The sequence below is a fragment of the Sphaerisporangium album genome, from assembly GCF_003323745.1.
In the GTDB taxonomy this organism is placed as follows: domain Bacteria; phylum Actinomycetota; class Actinomycetes; order Streptosporangiales; family Streptosporangiaceae; genus Sphaerisporangium; species Sphaerisporangium album.
The window spans coordinates 210737-232504 of sequence record NZ_QOIL01000015.1 but is presented as its reverse complement, the minus strand read 5'-3'; the positions used below and the strand labels follow the sequence as shown (position 1 = coordinate 232504).

Genomic DNA, 21768 nt, shown 5'->3' with positions numbered 1-21768 from the left:
CCGGTCACCTGGAGCACAGGCCGGCCTGGCCGAGCTCGGGGACGTCGCGCCGCCACGCCTCCATGGTCCGCGCGTCCGGCCGTCCCCCCGCCCGCAGGCAGACGGCCGCCGCCGCGCGCTCACCGTCCAGGACGTGCGTGCGGATCACCCCCTCCGGCGTCGCGCTGACGAGCGTGCGGCCGTCCGGGGCGAACGCGGCGGTCAGCTCGGGCGGGTGGTCCCGGGTCAGGCCGTCGAAGACGGTCCCCAGGGGCAGGCGGCTGCTCTCGTCCCACAGCGTGATCCTGTCGCCGGATCCGTAGACGGCCAGCACGCGGCCGTCGGGCGACCAGACGGGAGCCGAGTTGTCGCCCTGGGTCACCGGGAATGCCGGGCCGCTCGCCCCGCGGAATCCCGCGTCCCAGACCGTGAGCCCGGACGTGCCGCGGATCGCCACGCGACGGCCGTCCGGGCTGAACGAGTACTGCCCGGCGGCGAGGCTCCCGGATCCACGCGGGCGCGCCACCCGCGCGAGCCGCACCGGGTCGACGAGGGTGAGCTCGGGATCGTTGCCCGCGACGAGCAGCTTCCCGTCCGGGCGGTAGGCCATCGCGCCCGACCCCGTCACGCCCTGGACGACGTGCGCGTCCCCGCGCCGCAGGTCCCACAGTTCGAGGGGCGAGCCGGTCCCCAGGGCCATCGGGGCGACGGCGAGCGTGGCGCCGTCCGGGCTGAAGGCCAGGCCGTCCACGGCCGTCGCGTCGCGGGCCTTCACGGTGAAGGTGGAGGTCACGGCGCTGGGGGAAAGGTCCACGACGATCACCGCGGGCCGCGCCGCCCCAACACCGCGGCGGATCACCGCCCCGGCGGCGAACTTCCGGCCGTCCGCGCTGAAGGCCAGCGCGGGGGCCGCCCAGGACTCCCCCAGCTTGACCGGGGCTCCGATCGGCCGCGACCCGGCCACGTCCCACAGCCGTAGCTCGCCGGCTCCGTAGAGGGCGAGCACGCGGGCGCCCGGGCCGAGCAGCACCTCGCCGTCGGCGGACGAGCCCGGCAGCGCGGGCCGGTCCAGCAGGATCGACACGTCCAGCGTCAGTACCGTGCCCGTGTCCGTGCGGACGCGCAGGCGGCGGGCGGGCTCGTCGAACCGCAGTTCCTCGACGGGGGTCCCGAGATCGCGGTCCACGACGATCAGGCCGTCCGTGGTGTTCAGCACGCGCAGCGTGGACCCCTCCCACAGCGCGACGAACCGGCCCTGGTAGCCGAAGGTGACGGCACTGGAGATCGGCCCCGCGCCGTCGCCCTTCAGCGGGGTGCCCGTCCGCGCGTCCCTCAGCAAGACTTTCAGGCCGCCCACCTCGGGGACGTTCTGCGTGACGGCCAGCGAGCGGCCGTCCGGGGCGAAGCGGGCGTCCCTGAGGTCCTTCTTCTCCGGCAGCCACCCGGCTCGAAGGCGCCGCCCCGTTTCGAGGTCCCACAGCTCCGCCCGGCCGGACCCGGTGGCGTAAATGAGCCCGAGCGTGCCGTCGGCGTTCACGGCGTTCACCGTCGCGCCGGATCCCGCCCGCACCCGCCGCCGCGTGGCGACATCCCACCACCCCGCGAGGCGGTCGCGGAACTCCGGGACGGCCAGATGCCGCCCGGAGGGGTCGAACTCCAACTCGGCGATGGACCCCTCGACCGCCGCCGTCCCGAAGACACCTCCCATGGGCGTGCCCGACGCCATGTCCCACAGGCGCACGCCCCGATCGTCCTGGACGGCGAGCACCCGTCCGTCCGGGCGCAGCGCCGCGCCCGTCACCGACGGGCTCACGCCCCCGAACCTGCGCACCTCCCGGTGGGCCGGGACGTCCCAGGCCGTCACCTCCCCGGACCGCACCGCCACCAGCGTGCGCCCGTCGCCGCTCGTCGCGTACGCGGTGGCGGCGGTCACGTCCGGGTCGGTGAAGGAGTCGACCTCGAACTGCGACAGCGAGTCGTACAGGGCGCCGCGCGCCTGGGGAAGCGAGGGGCCGAGCCGCCATGCCGCCACGCTCATCAGCATCGCCAGCCTCGGATCGCGACGGCGCAGGTCGGAGGCGCGCAGCGCGAGCAGCCGCGCGTTCGCCTCGTCGCGCTCACGGGCGGCGGCGCGGCTCTGCTGCACGGCCAGCCCGCCGCCGGTGACGGCGAGGACGAGCAGCACGCCGAGCGCCGCCGCCAGCATGCCCCGGCGCCGTGACGTGCGCCTGGCAAGCGTGGCGGCGGCGTCCAGGAACTCGCGTTCCAGCGGGATGAGCGTGACGTTCCTGCGCTCGGCGGCGGCCCAGCGCAGGGCGCGGTCGAGCGTCGAGCCGTGCAGCAGGTCGCCGGGCCTGCGGCCGTCGCGGTCCCAGGACCGGGCGGCGTCGGTGAGCCTGCGGTGGACGGGCAGGCCCGCGCGGTCCTCGGCCACCCACGCGCGCAGCCGCGGCCACGCCTGGACCAGGGCGGGGTGGACGAGCGTGAACGCCGCGTCGGTCTCGGCGACGAGCCCCGCCGCGCCGTACACCGTGAGCAGGGACGCCGCCGGGCCGCCGCCCGAGGGCAGCTCCTCGCGGGGCACCTGCCTGATCGTCTCGCCGCCGTCCTCGGAGGCGCCGATCATACGCAGGAACACCTCCGGCGCGACCGCGCGCTCGCCCTCGGACAGCTCCTGGTAGAGCTCCTCGGCGATCGTCCCGAGGTCCGGCTCGGCGACGCGCGACGCGCCCGGAGGACGTACGCCCGCCGCGACATCGCCGCCGTCCGCGAGCAACGCGTCGGCGGCCTGACCGCCGTCCGCGTCCACCCGACCGTCCACCCGACCGTCCACCCGACCCTGCGTCTCGGCCCGTCCGCCCGCCCGTGCCCGGTCAGCCGGCCGCACCCCGCCGTCCAGGCCGCCGAGCAGGCCGAGCAGCAGGTCGCGGGCCGGGGGACGCGCCTCCGGATCCTGGGCCAGCGCCGCCGCGACCAGGCCGCCGAGCGGAGCCGCCAGCCCGCCGGTGTCCGGGACGAAGCCGAGCATCCGGGTGACGACGGCGAGCGGCTCGCGGTCCGCGACGGCGTCGCGGCCCGTCGCGGCGAACAGGACGGTCAGCCCCCACGCCCAGACGTCGGCGGCGCCCGTGGCCGCGCGGCCGGCGAACAGCTCGGGCGCCATGTAGTTCGGCGTGCCCAGCATCGGGCCGGTCGTGGTGGCCGGGACCTCCAGCCGCCGGGCCACCCCGAAGTCGATCACCCGCGGCCCGTCCGGTCCCAGGATGATGTTGTCGGGCTTGAGGTCGCGGTGGACGATGCCCACCTCGTGGATGGCCGTCAGCGCGGTGGCGACCCCGATGGCCAGCCTCAGCAGCAGGTCCCCTTCGTACCGCCCCGACTCCTCGACCACCTGGCGCAGGTTGGGGCCGGGGACGTACTCGCTGACGATGAACGCCTCGGAGACGTCCGTCCTCGCCTCGATCACCCGCGCCGTGCAGAACGACGCCACCTTCCGGGCCGCCGCCGCCTCCTTGGCCAGGCGCGCCCGCGCCGCGGGGTCGTCCAGCCGGGGCACCTTGACCGCGACGCGCTCGCCACCCTCGCCGTACCCCTCGTAGACGACGCCCTGGCCGCCCGCGCCCAGCCGGCCCGCCAGCCAGTACGCTCCGAGCCGCTGCGGGTCGGACGGGGTGAGCGGCGACAACGGCATCGCGTCCTCCCTGCGATATCGAGGGTTCCGGTTGTCAGATACCTCTGACCCGAGCGACTATGAAGCCTGTCATGCAATTCCGGATCATGGGTGCCCTACGGGCGCACGCGGGCGCGGACGACCGCACCCCGACGGCCCCGAAGCACCGCGATCTGCTGGTGATCTTCATCCTGAACCCGCGCCGCCCGCTCACCGTCGCCCGCCTGCGGCAACTGCTGTGGCCCCGCGAGGGCGGCGAGAGGTCCGACTCGCTGGTCCGCGGGTACGTCGGCGCGCTGCGCCGGCTCGTCGGCGACGACGTCATCACCACCGTCTCGGGCGCCTACACCCTGGCGGTCGACGACGACCAGATCGACGCGCACCGGTTCCGCCGCCTCGTCGAGGAGGGCCTGAACGCCGCCGGCGCCGGGCAGGAGGAACGCGCCCGCGCCCTGCTCGGCGAGGCGCTCGACCTGTGGCGGGGGCCGGTCCTGGAGGACGTCGACCCCGCCGGGCACCGATGGGCGGAGACCGCCTCCCTGCGCGAGGACCTGGAGGAGCTGCGGCTGCTCGCCGTCGAGCGCCGCAACGACCTCGACCTGGCGGCCGGGCGGCATCGCATGCTCGTCGCCGGCCTGGGCCGCCTCACCCGGCTGCATCCCCTGTGGCAGCGCTTCCACGGCCAGTACATGCTCGCGCTCTACCGCAGCGGGCGGCGCGCCGAGGCGCTCGACGCGTACGGCCGCCTGCGGGAGGCACTGGACGACGGGCACGCCATCGAGCCCGACCCCGAGCTGCAACTGCTGTACCACCGGATGCTGCACGACGACGTCTCACTGCACATCGCCGCCGGGCCGCCCGTGCTGCTCCCCCACGACGTCGCCCACTTCACCGGCCGCGACGACCTGCTCGGACGCCTCGACCGGCTCACCGCCGACCCCGCGAGCCCGGCGATGGTCGTGGTCCACGGGCAGGCCGGGACGGGCAAGTCGGCGCTCGCCGTCCACGCCGCCTGGCGTGCCCGGCCGCGCTACCCCGACGGCGTCTTCTACGCCGACCTGCGCGGCGACCACGGCCGGCCGGTCCACCCGGCGGCGGTGCTGGAGGACTTCCTGCGCTGGCTCGGCTGCCCCGTCCAGGCGATGCCCGCCACCCTCGAACGGCGGGAGAACCTGTTCCGCACCTACACGGCCAACCGCAGGCTGCTCCTGCTGCTGGACAACGCCGTCGACGAGGCCCAGGTACGTCCCCTGCTCGCCTCGTGCCCCACGATCGTCACCAGCCGGTCCCCGCTCGGCGGCCTCACCGACGCCGAACGCCTGCCCGTCAACGTCCTGGACGACGGCGACGCGGTGGCGCTGCTCGTCCGGCTGATCGGCCCGGGGCGGGCGGACGCCGAGGCCGCCGCGACGCGCAGGCTCGGGCGCGTCTGCGGCGGGCTGCCCATCGCCCTGCGCGTCGCCGGATCCCGGCTCGCCGCGCACCCCGGGTGGACGGTCGGCCACCTCGCCGGGCTGCTGGAGGACGAGCACCGGCGGCTCGACCTGCTGCACTCGGGGGACCAGACGGTGCGCAGCGTGTACTCCGTGGGGTACGAAGGGCTGCCGGACAAGGCGCGGCGCATGCTGCGGACGCTCGGCGCGCTGTCCGCGCCGGACTTCGCGCACTGGGTCACGGTGTTGTTCGGCGACGAGGCCGAGACCCTCGTCGAGGCGGGCCTGCTGGAGACGCACACCATCGACGTCGCGGGACAGGTCCGCTATCGGATGCACGACCTGACCCGCCTGTACGCCCGCGAACGTCTCGTCGCCGAGAGCGGCGAGAACGCCGTCCGACAGGCCCTCACGACCCTCATCGGCGTCGCCATGACGATGGTCCGCGCCTCCCGCTTCCCCCTCACCTCCGGCTCCTTCAGCGGCTCGCTCCCCGGTGCCCAGGGCTCCGGCGGGGGGCGTGCTCGCTTCGCCACCACCGACATCAAGGAGTCGGTGAACTGGCTGCTCGCGGAGCGCGCGTTCCTCACCTCCCTCGTGGAGGACCTGCACAAGGCGGCGCTCTGGGACGACGCCCGCCGGCTCGCCCACCTGCTCACCCCCTTCCTGGAACGCCACCGCTTCCTCGACGGCTGGCGCCGGATCGGCGAGCTCGGCCTCGACGCGGCGCGCCAGGCCGGCGACGTCCACGCCGAGGCGCTCGCGCTGCGCGACCTCGGCGACCTGCACCGGGCCGAGCGGCGCTGGGACCTCGCCCACGACCGGCTGCGCCTCGCCCTCGGCGTCTTCCTGCGCACGGGTGACGCCAGGAACGCCGCCCACACCCGGCGCAGGCTCGGCCAGGTCCTCCTGGAACAGGACCGGCCGGAGGACGCCGAGCGCAACCTCGTGGCGTCCCTGGCCGGACTGGACGACCACACCGACCCGCACGGGGCCGCGGACACCCGCCGCGCGCTCGGCACGCTGTTCCACCGCGCGGGCCGTCTGGACGAGGCCGCGGCCGCGCTCGTGCGGGCGGTGGCGCTGCTGTCCGCGACCGGCGACCGGCACAGGAAGGCCGACGCGCTGCTCGACCTCGCCTCGGTACGCCTCTCACAGCGACTGGTCCCCGACGCGCGCACCGCGGCCCAAGAGGCGAGAAGCATCGCCGTCCGCCTCGGCGACCGCCTGCTCAACGCCCACGCCCTCGTCGTCCTGGCCGAGGTCGACCTCGCCGAGGGCTCTCCGGGCCGCGCCCGGGAACTCGCCGACGAAGCACTGACGGTCCTGCGGGGCACCGACGACGACCGCCCACGCTCCCGGGCCCTCGCGATCCTCGAAGCCACCCGCCGCCCCTGACGGCCGGCGGTCCTCACGCAAGCTCAACTTTTCCTCAACACGTCCCGGCCTACCTTCCTGACCAGCGACAGGACACCACTCCACGGAGGTAGACCATGAAGACCGCGACCACCGCCACGACCACGACGGCCACCCGCCGCCTGCGCACCTCGCTCACCGCCCTGGCCCTCCTGGGCGCCACGGCCACCGGAATGCTCGCCGCCGCCCCCGCCGCCGGCGCCGCCGCGACCCCCGCGGCCGCCACCGCCGCGACGGCCCAGACGTCCACCGCCGCCCTCGCCTCCACGACATCGGACGCGGCGTCCATCCTGTCCAGCGTCCGCCGCAACTGCGGCATCGTGACCTGCTCCTGGTACCTCTCCAAGAAGGTCACCCGGAACCTCAAGGACATGATCGGAGCCGGCACCACGTTCACCACCGGCGCCGCGTACATGGTCTGCAGCAAGATCCCCCACCCGGCCGGCATGGCCGTCTGCGCGGCCGCGATCCTCTACAAGGGCGCCCCGGCGGCCTACAACATCACCGCCGGCGCCAACCGGGGCGGCTGCTTCGTCATCCGCGTCAACATGGCCTACATGGCCTCGGGCGTCCCGGCTCTCCAGCTCGCCAAGGGGATGACCTTCTCCAACGTCGGCCTGAGCAACAAGTACTGCGACGCGAGCTGACCCGCACACCTCTCGCGGCCCGAGCCGGAGGCCCTCGCCTCCGGCTCGGGCTGTCCCGTTGGCACCACTCCTACGCGAAAAGTCAAGGCCTCGCGGACATGGCGTTGGATCGGTTCACACGGTAGAAACATCCCAACAACATCCACCTTCCCCGGCTGGATGCCCGTCAGCGAGAAAGAGAGCGCTCTCCCAGCGCAGGCCCGCCTTGTCCAGCCGCCCACCCCCTAAGTAGACAGGTCGATGACCATAGTGATCCCCCCGGCGCGGAGAGCGCTTCCGTGCCCGTCGAAGCACCCCATTCGCCTCTTCCCCATGCCCGCCGCCCACCCGGCGTCTTCTGTCCAGACAGCGCCGCACGCCGAGCGGAAAGGACGAACCGTATGACGACCCAGCCCTCTGACAGTGGACGTCCCGCGAGGCGGCGCCTCAGCCGGGCGTTCGCGCTGGGCCTCGGGCTGATCACCGCCGCCGCCATGACGACGGGAACGGCCGCCACCGCCGACGCGGCGGGTGCCGGCACCCCGGACTTCGGGGCGAACGTCACCATCTTCGATCCGAGCATGCCGGTCAGCCAGATCAAGGCGACCCTCGACGCGGCGCACGCCGCGCAGGTCGACAACGAGATGGGCACCACGCGCCACGCCTACCTCTTCAAGCCGGGCACGTACGGCACCAAGGAGAACCCGCTCCAGTTCAAGGTCGGCTACTACACCGAGATCGCCGGCCTGGGCGCCTCGCCGACCGACGTCGTCATCAACGGCAAGGTCGAGGTCTACAACCGCTGCCTGGAGAACGGCGGCACCGGCAACTGCCTGGCGCTCGTCAACTTCTGGCGCACCCTGTCCAACCTGTCGCTCAACGTCGTCGCGGCCGGCCAGGACGGCTGCAGGTCGTCGGCGAACTTCTGGGCCGTCTCCCAGGCCGTGTCCATGCGCCGCCTCAACGTCAGCGGCGGCAACCTCTCGCTGATGGACTACTGCACCGCCGGCCCGCAGTACGCCAGCGGCGGCTTCATCGCCGACTCCAAGCTGCCGTCCGTCACGAACGGATCGCAGCAGCAGTGGCTGACCCGCAACTCCGAGGTCGCCGGCTGGTCCAACGGCGTGTGGAACCAGGTCTTCTCGGGCGTCGTCGGCGCTCCGAGCGACGCCGCCTTCCCGAACCCGCCCTACACGACGCTCGAGACCACTCCGGTGAGCCGCGAGAAGCCGTACCTGTTCGCCGACGCGCAGGGCAGGTACAACGTCCGCGTGCCCGCCGCCCAGAAGAACACGCGCGGCGTCACGTGGGCCAACGGCATGACGCCGGGCCGCACGCTACCGATCTCCGACTTCTACGTGGCGAAGCCCTCGGACTCGGTGAGGGACATCAACCAGCAGCTCGCACGCGGCAAGCACCTGCTGCTCACGCCCGGCGTCTACGACATCGCGCGGAGCATCGAGGTCAAGCGTCCCGACACGGTGGTCCTCGGGCTCGGACACGCCACGCTGACCGCAGTCGGCGGCTCGACCCCGCTGGAGGTGGCCGACGTCCCCGGCGTCGTCATCGCCGGCGTCACGGTCGACGCGGGCCTGGAGAAGTCGCCGGTCCTGCTGCGGGTCGGCAAGAAGCACGGCGGGCATGACGACCACGGCAGGGACGACGACCACGGCAGGCGTCCCGGTGCGGCCGACAACCCGACCACCCTGTCCGACGTGTACTTCCGCGTCGGCGGCCCGCACGTCGGCAAGACCGACACCGCGCTCGAGGTCAACAGCGACAACGTGCTCATCGACCACACCTGGGTGTGGCGCGGCGACCACGGCGTCGAGGGCTTCACCGACACCCAGCGCTGGAACACCAACACCGGCCGCTACGGCGCCGTCATCAACGGCGACCACGTGACGGCGACGGGCCTGTTCGTCGAGCACTTCCAGCGGTACAACACCGTCTGGAACGGCGACGACGGCACGACGATCCTGTACCAGAACGAGCTGCCGTACGACCCGCCGACCCAGGCCGACTGGATGAACGGCGCCGTCGAGGGCTTTGCCGGCTACAAGGTCGGCGACCGGGTCAGGACCCACAACCTGTACGGCGGTGGCGTCTACGTCTTCAACCAGAACAACCCGGCCATCCACACCGAGAACGGCTTCGAGGTTCCGCAGACCCCGGGCGTCAAGCTGCACCACATCATGACCGTCAACCTCAGCGCCGGAACGATCGACCACGTCGTCAACGGCGTCGGCGGCCCGGCCGACACGACCAGAATCGGCTCCCCGGTGTACATCGCCGAGTACCCGGCCCCGTAGAACACCCGCGCCACCGCGACCCGGCGGGCCGGAGTCCCCGGCTCCGGCCCACCGGGTCGCCGCCGGCCGGGTCGCCGCAGATGATCGGAGGGGTTGGGCCAGGGTTTTCTGGGGTGTCGGTTCGTGGCCATCGAGTAGTGGTGGATGGGGGCGAAAGATGGCTGCATGCGTAAATCACTGCTTGCGGCCGCCATGGTCGCCGCGTCGCTGACCGCCGGGATCGCCACGCCCGCCCTGGCCGGGGACGCGTCCGGCTCCGACGGGTCGCGCGGTCGCGGACCCTCCTACACATTCGCGCTGCTCGGCGACACCCCCTACGGCCCGGCGCAGGAAGCGTCCTTCCCCGGCCTGGTGAAGGACGTCAACGCCGACAAGGACGTCAAGCTCGTGCTGCACGCGGGTGACGTCAAGAGCGGGTCCACCTCCTGCGAGGACGCGCACCTGACCGCGACGCAGAAGCTCTACCAGGCCTTCGAAGACCCGTTCGTGCTGACGCCCGGCGACAACGACTGGACCGACTGCCACCGCGTGGCGGCGGGCGGCTTCCTGCCCACGGAGCGGCTCGAAGCGGTGCGCCGGATCTTCTTCCCGGTCCCCGGGCGCACCCTCGGCCGCCACCCGATGCGGGTGGAGACCCAGGCCTGGGACCGCCGCCACCGCGCCTACGTGGAGAACGCGCTGTTCACCGAGAAGGGCGTCGTCTTCGCCACGGTGCACGTCGTCGGCAGCGCCAACGACCTGGAGCCGTGGAGCCAGCTGCCCGGCGGGGACCGGCCCGAGCTCCGGCTGGCCGAGTACGAGGCGCGGAAGGCGGCGGCGCTCGACTGGATCGACAACGCCTTCGACACCGCCCGCCGCACCCGCGCCCCCGGCGTCCTGCTCCTGATGCAGGCGGAGCCCACGCCGACCCAGGGGTTCACGGAGATCCGCGAGCGCATCGTCGAGCGGTCCCGCGCGTACGGCAAGCCGGTCCTGCTCGTCCACGGTGACGAGCACGTCCAGGAGGTGGAGCCCGGCTACGCGGGCGTGCCCAACCTGACCCGCCTGGAGACCTTCGGCGACACCGCCAGCCAGTGGCTGCGCGTCACCGTCAAGCCGAAGTCCCCCGACGTCTTCTCCTGGGAGCAGCGCACCGTTCCGGCCGCCTGAGCCCCGTCACGCTCCGGCTGCAGCCACCTCCAAGAAGGGTCCAAGCGCGGTCCGGTTCTCTGAGGGTGTCCGCACCACGACACCTTGGAGACGAACATGCGTAAGCTAGTCCGCCGCGCCGCCATGACGACCGCGGCCCTCGCCATCGCCGGCACCGCCCTCGCCGCCACCAGCGCCCCCGCGAACGCGATGCAGCCCCAGTGGTACCCCTGCTGGGTCAGCGGCTACGGCTGGATGCACTGCATGGACGTGTGATCCTCCCGGATCTGCACAGGCGTCGCGAGGTCCGCGACGACCCGGGCGCCCGCCACGGCATCCACCGTGACGGGCGCCCTTGGCGTTCAAGGGAACGGGGAGCGAGGAACCTTTTCCGGCCGGGCGATCCGCGTAGGCCGATCCCCATAGGACGACGCCGGCTCCCGGGACATGGCGGGCCGTTCGTTTCCAGGCCGAGCGCCGGCTCCGCGTCTCACATGGCGGACCACCATAAAGGGACAGCACCGAATCTCCGTTTTGGACATCCTTAAACAGTCCGTAAAATACCCTTATTCATCCGATCTTTCGGACCAATGCGCGGCGATACCGGCCCCCGACGCGCCCGCCCGAGCGCTCGCACTCGGTTTTCCCCATCGGTCATCGGATCTCCCGCATCCTGGACGGCGTTCACATATGTAAACGCGGTCCATCATCTTGACCCGGGTTCGTTAAGAGAGTTACCTTTCCCCTCATCGCGCGGTGACCCCCCACCCCCCGCTCCGTGCCCCGGGACGTTCGACGGTGCCGTCCCGGTGGCCGGACATCCCCCAAGGACCGCGACATCATGCCAACCCCCCGATGGACGGCCGTCCTGACGGCCGTGACCCTCGCAACCTCGGCCTCCGCGATCCTCGTGCTCCACGCGGCGAACGCGGTGGCCGTCCAAGCCCCCCTCCAAGCCCCCGCCCAGAGCCTCGCCCAGGCGGCCGCCCAGATCCCCGACCTCACCTCCGCCAACAGGCGGGCCCCGATCGCCGGGCTGCCCGACTGGAGCAAGGCCGGGTACCGGGGCGGCGCCGCGCTCCCGGGCACGAGTGACGTGAACCCCAGCGCGACCTGCCAGATCACCCCGGCCGAGCTCGCCTCCACGTACAACGTGCGCCCTGACGACGGGGCCGACGACTCCGCCGGCCTGCAGCAGGCCGTCGACTTCGTCAGGACCTCCTGCTCCCCCTCGGCCGGGTACACCAAGCTGTCGCTGATCACCCTGCCGGCCGGACGGATCGACGTCAGCCGCCAGATCGGCCTCGACGCCGACTATCTGCTGATCAAGGGCGCGGGCCAGGACCAGACGACGATCGTCTTCCGCCCCGACGTCAACACCCGCTACGACGCCCTCACCCCGGACGGCAGCGACTGGGACGAGGACGGCATGACGTCCGGCGCGGGCAAGGGCGGCTGGACGTGGCCCGGCCGCGGCCTGTTCCGCGTCCAGACCCGCGAGGTGTCCTCGAAGTACACGAGCGACTACGCGGCGGCCCCGGCCAACCGCAAGGACCTCTTCGAGGGCAGCGTCAACCAGCACTGGGCCGGTGGGGTGGCGATCCGGCAGGCGTCCGCCGCGGGCTCGACGCTCATCTCGCTCGCGAGCAACGCCAACATGGCCCTGTTCAAGGCCGGCGGCTACCTGTGGGTGGGTGGCGCCAACTCGGTCAAGTGGTACCAGCAGCAGACGGCCACCGACTCGACCATGTACCTGAACCAGCACATGCGGCAGCAGATCTTCCAGATCGCGGCCGTGGACACCACCAACCGGACGGTGACGATCGACAAGCCGATGGAGTGGGACCTTCCGGTCGACTCCACCTCCGACGGCTCGGCCGCGATCGGCGGCACGGCCTACCCGAGCCGGGTGACGCCGCTCAAGGTGGTGCAGGGCGTCGGCCTGGAGGACCTGGGGATCACCCAGGAGATGAACGGGCTGCCCAAGCTGGGCGGCGGCACGTACACGCTCAGCGAGGCCGACGCCGTGCACAACTACGGCAACATGGCCCCCGAGTACGAGATGCATGGCATCGTGCTGAAGTGGGCGGTGAACTCCTGGATCCGGCGTGTGAAGACGCACATGACCGGCTCCCACCCGATCGTCACCGAGAACGCCAAGAACATCCAGGTGCAGGAGACCTCGCTCGACGGCGCGTGGAACAAGGGCAAGGGCGGCAACGGCTACTTCCGCGGCTCGCGCGTCTGGGACTCGCTGTACGCGTACAACACGAGCAGGAACCTGCGGCACTTCACCTTCCAGTGGTCGGCCTCGGACAACGTGGTGATCGGCCTGGACACCGACTCCGACCTCAACCTGCACGGCGGCTGGGAGCACCGGAACCTGTTCGAGGGCAGCACGGTGCGCGTGCCCTTCGAGCACTCGTCCAAGAACTGCCGCGCCAACTGCGGCGAGGAGGGCGGGGGCGCGCCGGACGACTCCACCTGGTACCCCATCTGGTGGGGAGCCGGGCCCAAGGCGCTCAAGTGGTCGGGCTCGTCCGGCCCGCAGAACGTCTTCTACGGCAACACGATGAGCAAGCAGCTCACCGCCGGCGGCCCGTACACCGGCTACTACACCGACCCGCGGCGCGTCTACCAGTTCGGCAGCACCGCCGCCGACGCGACGAAGTTCCAGCACCTGGCGATCGGCGGGACGACGATCCCGGACTGGGCCTCGCGGGAGTCGGTCGACTACTCGGCGAGCCCGAACGCGGGCGTCAACGCCACGAAGACGGACGCCAGTGGCTCGCTGTTCCTTCGTTCGGGCACCTCCACGCCCAGCCCGACGCCCACGGTGACCCCCACCGTGACGCCGACCGTCACCCCCACGGTGACCCCTCCGCCGGGCGGCGGGAACCTGGCCTGCGGCAAGACGATCACCGCCTCCGCCAACGGCTCGACCGCGGGCAGGGCCGTCGACTGTGACGCCGCCACGGCGTGGCAGTCCACGACGACCAAGCCCGCCTGGCTCACGGTCGACCTCGGCACGGCTCAGAACATCACCCGCATCGCGGTCAAGTGGGGCGCCGGCTACGGCACTTCGTACAAGTTCCGCCAGTCCAGCGACGGGTCGAGCTGGTCCACCTTCCAGAACGGCACCGGCCTGGACGGCGGCACCGACGAGGTGGCCGTCAACGTCACCACCCGCTACCTCCAGCTCTACCTGAGCCAGTACGCGGGAAGCAGCGGCTTCACCGTCAACGAGCTGGAGCTGTACGGCCCGGACGGCCCCACCTCGACCCCCACCCCGACGCCGACCCCCACCCCGACGCCGACACCGACCGTGACCCCGACACCGACCCCCACGCCGACGGGCCCGAACCGCACGGTCAACGTCTCCACCCCCGCGCAGCTGAAGGCCGCCATCGCGGACGCCAGGCCGGGTGACACGATCAGGCTCGCCGACGGCGTCTACCACGACGAGTTCGTGATCACGACCTCCGGCACGTCCGGCAACCGCATCACGCTGTCCGGCTCCCGTAACGCGATCCTCGAGAACGACCTGGCCGGCGCCGGCAGCGGCTGCCCGAACGGCCACCTGCAGTACGGGCTGTACCTCAACGGCGCGAGCTACTGGAACCTGACCGGGTTCACCGTGCGCGACTCCAAGAAGGGCATCGTCATGGACGGCGCCAGGAGCACGGTGATCGACGGGGTGTACGTCCACCACACCCAGGACGAGGGCGTCCACTTCCGCAAGGGCAGCTCCGACGGCGTCATCAGGAACTCGACCGTGACCGACACCGGCCTCGTCCAGCCGGGCTACGGCGAGGGCGTCTACATCGGCTCGGCCAACAGCAACTGGGCCTGCTTCGGCGGCTCCGACGGCGTCGACCGCAGCGACAACGTCCAGGTGCTGAACAACACCATCGGCCCGAACGTCGCCGCCGAGTCCGTCGACATCAAGGAGGGGACGAGCGGCGGAGTCATCAGGGGCAACCACTTCGACGGCACCGGCCAGAAGAACGTCAACTCCGGGGACAGCTGGCTGGACGTCAAGGGCGACGGGTACACCATCGAGTCCAACACCGGCGTCAACCCCTACACCGAGGGGGTCCGCGTCCAGACCGTCTACGCGCCCTACGGCTGCGGCAACGTCTTGCGCTCCAACGACTTCACCATCGGCAGCGCGACCGGGTACGCGATCTTCGTGAACAACCAGTCGTCCTGCGCCGCCAAGAACGTCGTCTACGCGTCCAACAAGTCCAGCGGAGGCAGGGGGCTCACCAACATCCCCGTCACCCCCTGACATCGACTCAGCGGGCGCCCGGCGTCGCTCCCGTCAGTTCGACGGGGCGACGTCGGGCGCGCGTTCGACGTCGCCGCTCTCGCCCGCGCGCAGGGCGCGGCGCCCGAAGTACACGACGTACGCGAGGAACGCCGCCTCCGCCACCGCGCCGATGCCGATGCGCGCCCACGTCGGCAGCGGGGACGGCGTGACCAGCGCCTCGATCAGGCCCGACACCAGCAGGACCACGACCAGCCCGAGGGCGACGCTCACCACGGCGCGGCCCTGCTCGGCCAGCGCCTCGGCGCGCTTCCTCGGCCCGGGGTCGATGGCCGTCCAGCCGAGGCGCATGCCGACGGCGGCGGCGAGGAAGACTGCGGTGAGTTCGAGCAGGCCGTGCGGAGTGATCAGGCCGAAGAACACGTCGAGCTTGTCGCGGGAGGCCATGAGCCCGGCGGAGACGCCGACGTTCGCGGCGTTCTGCCACAGCACGTACGGAATCGGGACGCCGAGCAGCACGGACATGGCGATGACCTGCATGGACACCCAGGCGTTGTTGATCCACACCTGTCCGGCGAACGCCCCGGCCGGGTGCTCGGAGTAGTAGTTCGCGAAGTCCTGCTCGACGAGCTGCTTGATCTGCTCCGGGCTCGCGATGGCCGCCTGGACGTCCGGGTTCCTCGCGACCCAGTAGCCGACCACCGTGGAGACCAGCAGGAACACCGCGGTGGTGGCCGCCCACCACCAGCGGGCGCGGTAGGCCACCACGGGGAAGGAAACGGTGAAGAACCGGGCGAACTCCCGCCACGCGGGCGTGTGCGCGCCGGTGACCGCCGACCGCGCCCGCGCCACCAGCGCCGACAGGCGGCCGACCAACAGCGGGTCGGAGCCGGAACGGACGATGGACAGGTGGGTCGCGACCCGCTGGTAGAGGTCGACGAGCTCGTCCACCTCGGGACCGGTCAGCGCCCCGCGGTGACGCACCAGGGTTTCCAGCCGATCCCAGGTCGGCTTGTGCGCGGAGACAAACGCGTCGATGTCCACGCGGAGAGCCTATTGTCCCGATGGATAGGGTGGGGTCGTGGCTGATGTCGTGACCGGTGAGGCGGTCGTCGTCGAGGTACGGGTCGCGCAGATGCCGAGCCGCGCGCTCGCGCTCGCGATCGACATGGCGGTCCAGCTCGCGAGCCTCTTCGGCGTCAGCCTGCTGCTCGGCATGGTGACGTTCGTCACCGAGGAGGCCGTCGCGGTGGCGATGGCGATCCTGCTCAGCGCGCTGGTCGTCGTCGGCTACCCGGTGATCTTCGAGACGCTCGGCCGGGGCCGCAGCCTGGGCAAGCTGGCGCTCGGGCTGCGGGTGGTGAGCGACGACGGCGGGCCAGAGCGGTTCCGGCAGGCGCTGTTCCGGGGGCTCGCCGGGCTCGTGGAGTTCTGGCTGTGCTTCGGCGCTCCCGCGCTCATCAGCTCGCTGGTCTCCGAGCGGGGCAAGCGGCTGGGCGACATCTTCTCCGGCACGATCGTGATCTCCGAGCGCGGCCCCCGCCAGGCTCCGCCGCCGCAGATGCCACCCGCTCTGGCCGCGTGGGCGACGACGCTGGAGCTGTCCCGGCTGCCCGAGGGGCTCGCGGCCACCGCGCGGCAGTACCTTTCGCGGCTGCCGCAGCTCTCGCCGCAGGTCCGGCACGAGATGGGCGCGCGCATCGCCTCGCAGTTCGCCGCGTACGTCTCCCCGCCGCCTCCGCCGGGCGCGCCGGCGTACGCGTACCTCGCCGCCGTCCTGGCCGAGCGCCGCCGCCGCACAGAGGTCCGGCTGGCACGCCAGATGGGCGCCCCCTCCTACGGCCGCCACGCCACGACCGGCGCTCACCTGGCGACCGGCCACACGCCGGCCTACGGGACGACGCCGCCGCCCGGCCGTCCCGCCGCCGCCCCGCCTCCGCAGGGATATCCCGTACCCCTTCCGCCGCCCGTTTTCGCGCCCCCACCAGGGACGACGACGTCCACGCCGGGCGGCTTCACGCCGCCCGCGTAGGTTTTTCGCCAAGCGGGTGCATACAACGGGCAACGACGGGCACTGAGACGTCCAGCGAGCCACTGGGGCATTGGTTCGCTACGTGGGAACGGGTATGGCCCGGCGCGCGAGGGAGAGGTCGCGCCGGCCATACCCACCACACCCACCACCGGCCGCGTGTCGCGCTCACGCGAGCCTGACCCGCGCGTCCAGCAGGGCGTACGCCACGTCCACGAGCAGGTTGGCGACCACGACGGCGGCGGCCGTGATCAGCACCACCCCCATGATGACCGGCAGGTCGCTGCTGACGTACGCCTGGACGACCGCCTGGCCCACGCCGCCGAGCCCGAAGACCGACTCGGTGACCACCACGCCCCCGATGAGCGTGCCCACGTCGACGCCGAGCTGCGAGACCACCGGCGTCAGCGCGGACCGCAGGCCGTGCCGGACGATCACGCGGGGCTCGGGGACGCCCTTGGCGCGGGCGGTGCGGATGTAGTCCTCGCCGAGGACGTCCAGCATCGAGCCGCGCGTGAGGCGCAGGTACGTCGCCGCCTGCACGGTCGCGAGCGTGACCCACGGCAGGATCAGGTGCCGTGCCCACTCCCCCGGGTTCTCCGAGAGGCCGACGTACGAATCGGGCGGGAAGACCGGCACGCCCGCCTTGGTGAGCTGGAAGAACAGCAGGTAGAGCAGCAACAGCCCGATCACGAAGGTCGGCATGGACACCCCGGCCAGCGCCAGGAACGTCATCAGCCTGTCCAGCGGCGAGCGGGCCCGCGTGGCGCTGAGCACGCCGAGGCCGACGCCTGTCAGGAACCACAGCACCGCGCCGCCGATGACGAGCGACAGCGTGGGCGGCAGGTCGCCGGCGAGGAGCGTGCCCACCGACTCGCCGTTGAAGTAGGACTTGCCGAGGTCGCCGCGGATCAGACGGCCCATGTACTCGCCGTACTGCACGAGGATCGGCTGGTCGAGGCCGAGGTCGCGGCGGATCATCTCCACCTGCTCGGGAGTGGCCTGGCGTCCGGCCAGCGTGCGCGCCGGGTCGCCGGGCGCGACGAAGAACATGAAGAACGTGCCCAGCGTGACGAGCCACAGCACGACCACCCCGAGCAGCACCCGCCGGATGAGAAAGCGCCGGAACATGAGTCAGCCCTTCGTCGTCGCGGGGGTGGTACGCCGGGCCCTGCCGCGTCCGCGCAGGACGCCCCGGCGCCGGCTGAACAGCCGTTCGGTCCTCGGGTCGATGGCGTCACGGATTCCGTCGCCGAGCAGGTTGAACGCCAGCGTGGTGAGCAGCAGACCGCCCGCGGGGAACGTCAGGTACCACCAGGCGACCCGGTAGAAGCCCTGCGCCTCGCTGAGCAGGTTGCCCCAGGACGGCGTCGGCGGGACGATGCCGAGGCCGAGGTAGGACAGGGTGGACTCGAACACGATCGCGGCCGGGACCAGCAGCGTGACCAGCACGATGACCGGGGCCAGCAGGTTCGGCAGGATGTCGACGAACATGATCCGCGTGTCGCTCGCGCCCAGCGAGCGGGCCGCCTCGACGTACTCGCGTTCCTTGATCGACAGGGTCTGCCCGCGCACGATCCTGGCGATGGCCGCCCAGGAGTAGAACGCGATCACCCCGATCGTGGCGGTCAGCGACGGCCCGGCGATGGAGACGACCGCGATGGCGAAGATCAGGTACGGGAAGGACAGCACGACGTCCATCAGCCGCGACAGCAGCGTGTCGACCACCCCGCCGTAGAACCCGGCGAGCAGGCCGACCGCGACCCCGAGCGCCGCCGCGAGCAGGGTGGACAGCACGCCGACCACCAGCGAGACGCGGGCGCCGTACAGCACGCGGACGAACAGGTCGCGGCCGAGCCGGTCGGTGCCGAACCAGAAGGTTCCGTTCGGGGGCACCGGCAGGCCCTGGCCGGTGATGCCGATGTCGCGGAACTGGTCGTCGGGGCCGTGCCCGGTCCACTGCGCGACGAGCGGCGCCGCGGCGGCGAGCACCAGCAGGGCGATGACCACGATCGCCGAGGTCAGCGCGACCCGGTCGGTGCGGATGCGCGCCCAGGCCAGCGTCCACGGTCCGCGTCCGGCGACGGGACCGCCGGGCACCGCGCCGGGCCGTATCTCGGTGAGCGTCACCGGGCCTCGCCTTCGTCGTCGCGGGCACCCGGCTCTGTGGCGGGGCCGTCGAGGGGGAAGTGGCAGGCGGTCCGGTGCGGGCCGCCCTCCAGGGGCGGGGGCACGGTCGCGCAGAGGTCCCGCGCTCTCGGGCAGCGCGGGTGGAACCGGCATCCGGACGGCGGGTCGATGGGCGAGGGCACGTCGCCGGTGAGGACGACGCGGGTACGCCGGTCGGCGACATCGGGGTCGGCCACGGCCGTCGCCGAGAGCAGCGCGTGCGCGTACGGGTGGCGCGGGCGGTCGTACAGCTCGTCCGCGGGGGCCGTCTCCACGACCCGGCCGAGGTACATGACCGCGATCCGGTCGCTGACGTGCCGGACCACCGACAGGTCGTGCGCGATGAACAGGTAGGTCAGCCCGAAGTCGTCCTGCAGGTCCTTGAGCAGGTTGAGGATCTGCGCCTGGATCGACACGTCCAGGGCCGACACCGGCTCGTCGCAGATGATCAGCCGCGGGCGCAGGGCGAGCGCGCGGGCCACGCCGATGCGCTGGCGCTGGCCGCCGGAGAACTCGGCGGGGAATCGGTTGTAGTGCTCGGGGTTGAGCCCGACCCGTTCCATCAGCTCCGCGACCGTGCGCCGCCGCTCGCGGGGGGTGCCGACGTCGTGGATGACCAGCGGGTCGGCGATGATCGAGCCGACCCGGCGGCGCGGGTTCAGCGAGCCGTACGGGTCCTGGAACATCACCTGGACGTCCCTGCGGACCGGACGCATCGCCTTGCGCGGCAGGTTGGTGATGTCCCGGCCGTCGAAGAGGACCTTGCCGGACGTCACCGGGTGCAGGCCGGCGATGCAGCGGGCCAGGGTGGACTTGCCGCAGCCGGTCTCGCCGACCAGGCCGAGCGTCTCGCCGGGGGCCAGCGTGAGGCTGACGCCGTCGACGGCGTGCACGCGCCCGACCGTGCGGCGCAGCACCGCGCCCTCGTTGACGGGGAAGTGCTTGACCAGGTCGTCGACTTCGAGAAGGTTCACCGGGCCCCCGTCTCGGTCTCGGTCTCCTGATCAGCCGCGCGCAGCCGGGCGGCCTCGGCCTCGTCGCCGAGCCCGACGGCGTGGTGGGGCAGCCAGCACGCCGAGGCGTGGTCTCCGTCGCCGGTGACCCGGGACAGCGGCGGGCGCTCGGCCGTGCAGACCGGCATGGAGTACCGGCAGCGCGGGTGGAACGCGCACCCGGCCGGGACCGCGATCATGCTTGGCGGCTGCCCGGGGATCGGCCGCAGACGGCCCTCGCGCACGCCCGTGCTGCCGGGGATCGACTCCAGCAGGCCCTTGGTGTAGGGGTGATGCGGCCGGTAGTAGAGCGTGCGCCGGTCGGCGCGCTCCACCGGCAGCCCGGCGTACATCACCATCACCTCGTCGGCCATCCCGGCGACCACCCCGAGGTCGTGGGTGATCAGCACGAGCGCGATGCCGAACTCGCGCTGAAGCCGGATGATCAGCTCCAGGATCTGCGCCTGGACGGTCGCGTCCAGCGCGGTCGTGGGCTCGTCGGCGACCACCAGCTTGGGGTTGAGCGCGAGCGCCATCGCGATCATCGCGCGCTGGCGCATGCCCCCGGAGAACTGGTGCGGGTAGTCGTCCACGCGGCGCGCGGGCTGCGGGATGCCGACGAGGCCCAGCAGCTCCACCGCGCGCCGCCGGGCCTGCGCGCGGCTCACGCCGGACTCGTGGACCCGGATCATCTCGGCGATCTGCCAGCCGACCCTGTAGAGCGGGTGCAGGCTGGTCAGCGGGTCCTGGAAGATCACGCTGATCTCGGCGCCGCGGATCCGGCGCAGCCGCTCCTCGTCGAGCGTCAGCAGATCGATTCCCTCGAACAGCGCGCTGCCCGAGATGTCCGCCTCGGGCAGCAGGCCGAGGATCGCCTGGGTGCTCACGGTCTTGCCGCTGCCCGACTCCCCGACGATCGCCAGCGTCCGCCCCTGTTCGACGCTGAACGACAGCCCGCGGACGGCCCGCACGAGGCCGTCCGCGGTCGGGAAGCCGACCGTGAGATCTTTCACCTCCAGAAGGCTCATCCAACGGTCCTTCGTCCGTGGTCGTCGCGCACAGGTCCGTTCACCGCTTCTCGCCGGCCTTCCTCGTCATGGGCCTTTGTTCCGAACCTTGTCTCTGGTCTTGTTTCCGAGCCTTGTTTTCCGGGCGTTGTTTCCGGGGCTCGTGGTGGGCCTCCGCCCGGCCGCCGTGCGGGCCGGGCGGAGACGCCGGGCAGTGCTCGCCTGATCAGGTCTCGGCCGGTCAGGGGCTCGCCGGGTCCAGCCACAGGTTGGTGACGTCGAAGAGCTGGAAGGACGGCAGGTAGATCGGGTTCTTGACGCGCTTGGAGTGGTAGATGGGCGTGTTCTGGTTCTGGAACGGCACGATGACGGCGTCGGCCATCACCTGCTGGTCCACCTGGTGCCACAGCGCGCCGGCCTTGGCCTGGTCGGGCTCGGCCAGCGCCTGCTTGATCAGGTCGTCGACCTTGGGGTTGCTGTAGCAGCCGTAGTTGGACGTGCCCGGGGTGCAGTTGGTCTGGAAGAGCGGCTGGGACACCGCCCGGCCGTTGTTGCCGTACCAGTCGGGCACCCACCCGGGCGCGGAGATGTCCCACTTGCTCGCCTTGGCGAGGGATGGGTTCTGCAGGAACGCCCCGTAGTAGTCGCCCTGCCGGACCGGCACTCCCTTGACCGTGATGCCGCATTCCTTGAGGTCGGCGGAGTACGACTGGAACACCGCCGGGTGGTTGCCCGCG

13 protein-coding genes and 1 pseudogene are annotated in these 21768 nt (G+C 72.2%); 7 read left to right on the top strand and 7 right to left on the bottom strand.

The genetic code is table 11. The annotated features are described in order from the left end of the window. Nucleotides 1-4: 4 nt before the first annotated feature. Nucleotides 5-3670, bottom strand: a complete 3666-nt coding sequence (locus DQ384_RS25880; RefSeq protein ID WP_114031468.1) for a WD40 repeat domain-containing serine/threonine protein kinase — start codon at nt 3668-3670, stop codon at nt 5-7. A gap of 71 nt (nt 3671-3741) precedes the next feature. Here DQ384_RS25880 and DQ384_RS25875 point away from each other — a divergent pair, with 71 nt between their 5' ends. The 6 genes from DQ384_RS25875 (at nt 3742) to DQ384_RS25855 (ending at nt 14855) form a co-directional block, all read left to right on the top strand. Next, the gene (locus tag DQ384_RS25875) at nt 3742-6480 is read left to right on the top strand and encodes an AfsR/SARP family transcriptional regulator (protein ID WP_220183128.1); all 2739 of its coding nucleotides are present in this window, start codon (nt 3742-3744) and stop codon (nt 6478-6480) included. A gap of 95 nt (nt 6481-6575) precedes the next feature. Continuing rightward, nucleotides 6576-7145 (top strand): hypothetical protein, encoded by a 570-nt coding sequence (locus tag DQ384_RS41515; RefSeq protein ID WP_181871409.1) that lies wholly within the window; start codon nt 6576-6578, stop codon nt 7143-7145. A gap of 380 nt (nt 7146-7525) precedes the next feature. After that, nucleotides 7526-9436 (top strand): adenylyl cyclase, encoded by a 1911-nt coding sequence (locus tag DQ384_RS25865; RefSeq protein ID WP_114031466.1) that lies wholly within the window; start codon nt 7526-7528, stop codon nt 9434-9436. Between the two features lie 165 nt (nt 9437-9601). After that, nucleotides 9602-10585, top strand: a complete 984-nt coding sequence (locus tag DQ384_RS25860; protein ID WP_114031465.1) for a metallophosphoesterase — start codon at nt 9602-9604, stop codon at nt 10583-10585. 96 nt (nt 10586-10681) lie between these two features. Further along, a complete protein-coding gene (locus DQ384_RS41510) occupies nt 10682-10840 on the top strand; it encodes a hypothetical protein (RefSeq protein WP_181871408.1) in 159 nt (52 codons plus the stop codon). A gap of 565 nt (nt 10841-11405) precedes the next feature. Then, entirely contained in the window at nt 11406-14855 is a 3450-nt protein-coding gene (locus DQ384_RS25855) for a discoidin domain-containing protein (protein WP_114031464.1), read from the top strand. A gap of 33 nt (nt 14856-14888) precedes the next feature. Here DQ384_RS25855 and DQ384_RS25850 read toward each other — a convergent pair whose 3' ends face one another. Then, nucleotides 14889-15878, bottom strand: coding sequence for a stage II sporulation protein M (locus tag DQ384_RS25850; protein WP_114031463.1), 990 nt, complete (start codon nt 15876-15878; stop codon nt 14889-14891). A gap of 37 nt (nt 15879-15915) precedes the next feature. Between DQ384_RS25850 and DQ384_RS25845 the strand changes: the two genes are divergently transcribed. Then, nucleotides 15916-16866, top strand: coding sequence for an RDD family protein (locus tag DQ384_RS25845; protein ID WP_245966778.1), 951 nt, complete (start codon nt 15916-15918; stop codon nt 16864-16866). 165 nt (nt 16867-17031) lie between these two features. On the opposite strand, the gene DQ384_RS25840 is transcribed toward DQ384_RS25845, so the two are convergent. The 5 genes and pseudogenes from DQ384_RS25840 to DQ384_RS42335 form a co-directional block, all read right to left on the bottom strand. Next, nucleotides 17032-17994 carry an ABC transporter permease gene (locus tag DQ384_RS25840; RefSeq protein ID WP_114031462.1) on the bottom strand — a complete coding sequence of 321 codons (963 nt, stop codon included), beginning with the start codon at nt 17992-17994 and terminating at the stop codon, nt 17032-17034. 3 nt (nt 17995-17997) lie between these two features. Continuing rightward, entirely contained in the window at nt 17998-18993 is a 996-nt protein-coding gene (locus DQ384_RS25835; protein WP_181871416.1) for an ABC transporter permease, read from the bottom strand. Beyond that, the gene (locus DQ384_RS25830; protein ID WP_114031460.1) at nt 18990-20006 is read right to left on the bottom strand and encodes an ABC transporter ATP-binding protein; all 1017 of its coding nucleotides are present in this window, start codon (nt 20004-20006) and stop codon (nt 18990-18992) included. The genes DQ384_RS25835 and DQ384_RS25830 overlap by 4 nt, the downstream gene beginning before the upstream one ends. Continuing rightward, nucleotides 20003-21052 (bottom strand): ABC transporter ATP-binding protein, encoded by a 1050-nt coding sequence (locus DQ384_RS25825; RefSeq protein WP_114031459.1) that lies wholly within the window; start codon nt 21050-21052, stop codon nt 20003-20005. The genes DQ384_RS25830 and DQ384_RS25825 overlap by 4 nt, the downstream gene beginning before the upstream one ends. Before the next feature lie 220 nt (nt 21053-21272). Continuing rightward, a pseudogene (locus DQ384_RS42335) lies at nt 21273-21768 on the bottom strand (ABC transporter substrate-binding protein); the annotation flags it as partial.